The organism is Armatimonadota bacterium (assembly GCA_020354555.1).
GTDB lineage: Bacteria > Armatimonadota > Hebobacteria.
The window spans coordinates 3,630,742-3,634,225 of the sequence record CP070648.1 but is presented as its reverse complement, the minus strand read 5'-3'; the positions used below and the strand labels follow the sequence as shown (position 1 = coordinate 3,634,225).

General features: G+C 66.7%; 4 protein-coding genes. 1 reads left to right on the top strand and 3 read right to left on the bottom strand.

Annotation, left to right across the window (positions count from 1 at the left end; translation table 11 throughout):
• Positions 1-704, top strand: a 704-nt coding sequence (locus tag JSV65_14880) for a DUF2961 domain-containing protein (protein ID UCH33833.1), incomplete at its 5' end; no start/stop codon positions are given.
• Between the two features lie 159 nt (positions 705-863).
• On the opposite strand, the gene JSV65_14875 is transcribed toward JSV65_14880, so the two are convergent.
• The 3 genes from JSV65_14875 to JSV65_14865 all read right to left on the bottom strand — a co-directional run.
• Positions 864-2,066 (bottom strand): hypothetical protein, encoded by a 1,203-nt coding sequence (locus JSV65_14875; protein UCH33832.1) that lies wholly within the window; start codon positions 2,064-2,066, stop codon positions 864-866.
• Between the two features lie 37 nt (positions 2,067-2,103).
• A complete protein-coding gene (locus JSV65_14870) occupies positions 2,104-3,102 on the bottom strand; it encodes a hypothetical protein (protein UCH33831.1) in 999 nt (332 codons plus the stop codon).
• Positions 3,103-3,105: 3 nt separating this feature from the next.
• The coding region (locus JSV65_14865) for a DUF3553 domain-containing protein (protein ID UCH33830.1) at positions 3,106-3,484 on the bottom strand (379 nt) is incomplete at its 5' end.

Genomic DNA, 3,484 nt, shown 5'->3' with positions numbered 1-3,484 from the left:
GTTGGGGCCGCAACGCCGGGATGAACTGCTACTTCCCGATGCCGTTCGCCACGGGCGCGCTCATCACCGTCGAGAACCAGTCAGACAAGCCCGTCCGCTCGTTCTACTACTACATTGACCACGAGCTGTACGACGCGCCGGACGACAACCAGGGCCGCTTCCACGCGTGCTACAGTCAGGAGCACCCCTGCGAGAAAGTCGAGTTCCCATCGGGGAAACCGGAGGTCAACCTTACCGGCAAGGACAACTACGTCATTCTCGACGCGAAGGGACGGGGGCATTACGTCGGCTGCGTGCTGAGCGTGGACAACTTCAACGCGTACCATCAGAACCACACCTGGTACGGCGAAGGCGACGACATGATCTTCGTTGACGGCGAGAAGTGGCCGCCGTCGCTCCACGGCACCGGCACGGAGGATTACTTCTGCGAGGCGTGGGGCTTCCCGAGCGGCGAGTACTCCGGCCCGTACACCGGCGTGTCGCTGGGCAAGGATGTCGTCGGCTGGTCGGGCAAGTGGAGCTTATACCGGTTCCACATCGAGGATCCGGTGCACTTCCGGAAATCAATCCGCGTGACCATCGAGCACGGGCACGCGAACGACCAGGGTAACGATTACTCCAGTGTCGCCTACTGGTACCAGGTCGAGCCGCACAAGGCGTTCCAGCCGCTGCCGGCGGCCGAGGATCGCGCTCCGCGAAGATAGTGGAGCAGGGCCGCCTGCGCCCCAGACGGATGGGCCCAAAGCGTCCAGACATGATGCAGGGGCGGTGCGCTCGCCGCCCCTGCTCGCGTGCCACTACACTACGAGAGCTCTACGGCGCTCCCTGCCTGCCTGCGGCTGGTGGCGTCCGACAACACGGCTCTATTGCGTTGGCCCGCCCACCAGCCCATGATGCCGCGCCATCCAATAAGGAAGGAGATAGTCCACGCCCGCCCATTCGATGCCTATGATCGAGCGATGCGGACTCGCCGTCCACTGGAACCAGGTCACCGGCCGCAGGTTCAGATCCTTGGGCGGGTTCGATCGCTGGGACCGCTGCGCCTCGATCTTCTCCGCCGGCATGAGGAAGAGCTGATGCGCTGCCTCGTCGCCCAGCGCCTTGTCACCTCTCGTGACCGAACGGACGACATCGAACAGCACGCGCTTCTGTCCCTCGACCAGGCCCCAGGCGGCATCGGCTACGCCGTCAATCTTCGCTTTCTGCTCCGGCCGCTGCTCCAGCAGGAGTAGGTGATACAGCATCTCCCACGCCATGACGTCGTCGGAGTAGTTCCACTCCGACTGCCAGCGATTGACCGGAATCGCCCGCGCGGCGTAGTCATGCTCGTCTAACAGCCGGTCGTACTCACGGGCGAAGCGCTCCTCGCCCGTCACCTCCGCGGCGATGCGCAGGAAGCCCAGGCCGATCAGCGCGTACATCGGCTCCTGGAGGCCTTGCGGCGACATGTTGCTCCACGTCGTCGGCTGGCCGTCGAGGTCGGTGATGACCATGCCCGCGTCGAGGATCCTGCCCGCCATGTCGCTGACTAACGAAACGACCTCCGGCTTCACGCTGTCCGGCGCCGCCAGACGATGATAGGTCGCCAGCCCGAACAGCGCACCGCAGTACTGGTCGGTGCTGACGTTGCCGAGCCAGCGGTACTCGCCGGATTGATGCCAGTGGTCCTTGAGCCACCCGTGGCCCTCGTCGGGGGACGGCGCGGATGCTTTCTCGTACCACCGGGCGAGCAGGCCCTTCTGCCCCGTCACCGCGACCAGTCTCTGGACTGAACGAAAGCAGCGCAGCGCCTGCTCGCGTGCCGCCTCGTCGCCGGTCGCGGCGAAGCGGAATGACAGCGCCGCGAGGTAGGCACCCGTCAGGTATGCGCTGTTCTCATCGTTCTCGTCGGCGCCGGGCTCATACGGTATCCGCGCGCCGCCGGCGACGAGCCCGCCGTCGCGCACATGCCGCTCCTGCATCGCGCTGTCGAATCGCCGCGCCTTCCACAACAGCTCTCCCTCGACCTCAGCGGATGCACACAGTGCGGCGTGGCGGACTGCGGTGAGAGCGACGGCGATTACCACCGCGACTCTCAGGCTGCGCCGCCAAGCGCCGCCTGCGTCAGTTGATCGTTCGATCGTCCGAGTCGTGACTGTCCTCAATCTCGCGTGCCCTTTCTATCTCCTCGGGGGTGAGACTCCCTTCGTCGGCGTGTTCCAGATGCCATTGTCGGCGGCGGCGCCAGACGCGCGCGGCGACTGCGGCGCAGAGGATCGCGACGGCGGCAAAGAAGAGCGCGTCAGCCCCGATGTTGGCCCACCGCGGCCAGCGCCGACGACCGCCGAGTTCCCGGAACCACCGATCATACAGCTCGTCCTGCGTTAGCCCTGCGATCTGCCGAAGCGCCGCATCGAAATCGGGCTCGCGCCGCAGGGCTTCGATCACCCGGGGAATCGCTCGCGCACCGCCGACGCGCGTGAGGTACTCGACCATCGCCGCGCTTTGCAGATATGCCTCGCCGATCTCCTGCCTGCTTGATGCGGAGAACTTGGTGTCGAGGGCATCGGGGGCAACGGCGTGGCCGACCGCCGCCAAGTCCTGCGCGCGCGCGTCATCGTCCAGCGACCAGATCTGCGACACCCACGTCGCCACCCCTTCATTGAACCACCGCGGGCACTTGTCCAGGTCGCTGCGCAGCGCCCGCGCCAGCACGACGTGCGCTACCTCATGGGCGACCACCGTGTACAACTCATCCTGTGACCGCCACAGGTCTATGCGGATCAGGTTGTGTGGGGTCTGCACCAGGCCGACCGCATGCACCGGTGCGCCCTGCTCGATGAAACCGGTGGGCTGACCGTACACGAGCACGCCGATGCGCTCCGTCGGGATATGGCCGAGGTCACCGGTCACCCTCCCGAACGCGCGCTCGGCGAGCTTGCCCACCCGCTCGGCCTGGCGCTCTGTGGCATTTGCCTCGGTGTAGATGGCGAAGTGCTCGGTTTCGACCGACCGCTCCTGAGTTGCCCCGGGACGCGCGGCCACCGCGGCGAGCACCGCAGCGACGCCCCACACGCCCGACATGACGCACGCCCGCGGGCGCGGCTGTCCCCGGCACGGCATGGCCTACTTCACCTTCTGTAGATTCGTGTACTCGAGGTCGAGCTTCTTCACGCCCTGGTTCGGAAACGCGACCGTCACGCGAGCCTTGCCGTCCTTCAACTCAGAGTTGACCACCATACCCTCGCCGAACGACTCGTGGCGCACCTTGTCGCCGGGCTTGAAGGCCGTGTCCGAGCCGCCCCGGTCGGCAACTATCCGGCGCGCCTCCTCCACCCCCGCGCTGTCGGCTGACGCCCAGGTGACCGCTCGCGGGCGCGGCGCAAGCGCCCCTTCTATCAGCTCGTCGGGGACATCCCCGAGAAACCGCGACGGCGCCGTCGGCCGCCCCACGCCGTACATGAAGCGGTGACCGGCGAGCGTCAGGTACAGCCGCTCCTTCGCG

Bases quoted from the DNA above. Each gene is read 5' to 3' on its own strand.
- JSV65_14870 (UCH33831.1), bottom strand. From the start codon at position 3,102: ATGCCGTGCCGGGGACAGCCGCGCCCGCGGGCGTGCGTCATGTCGGGC.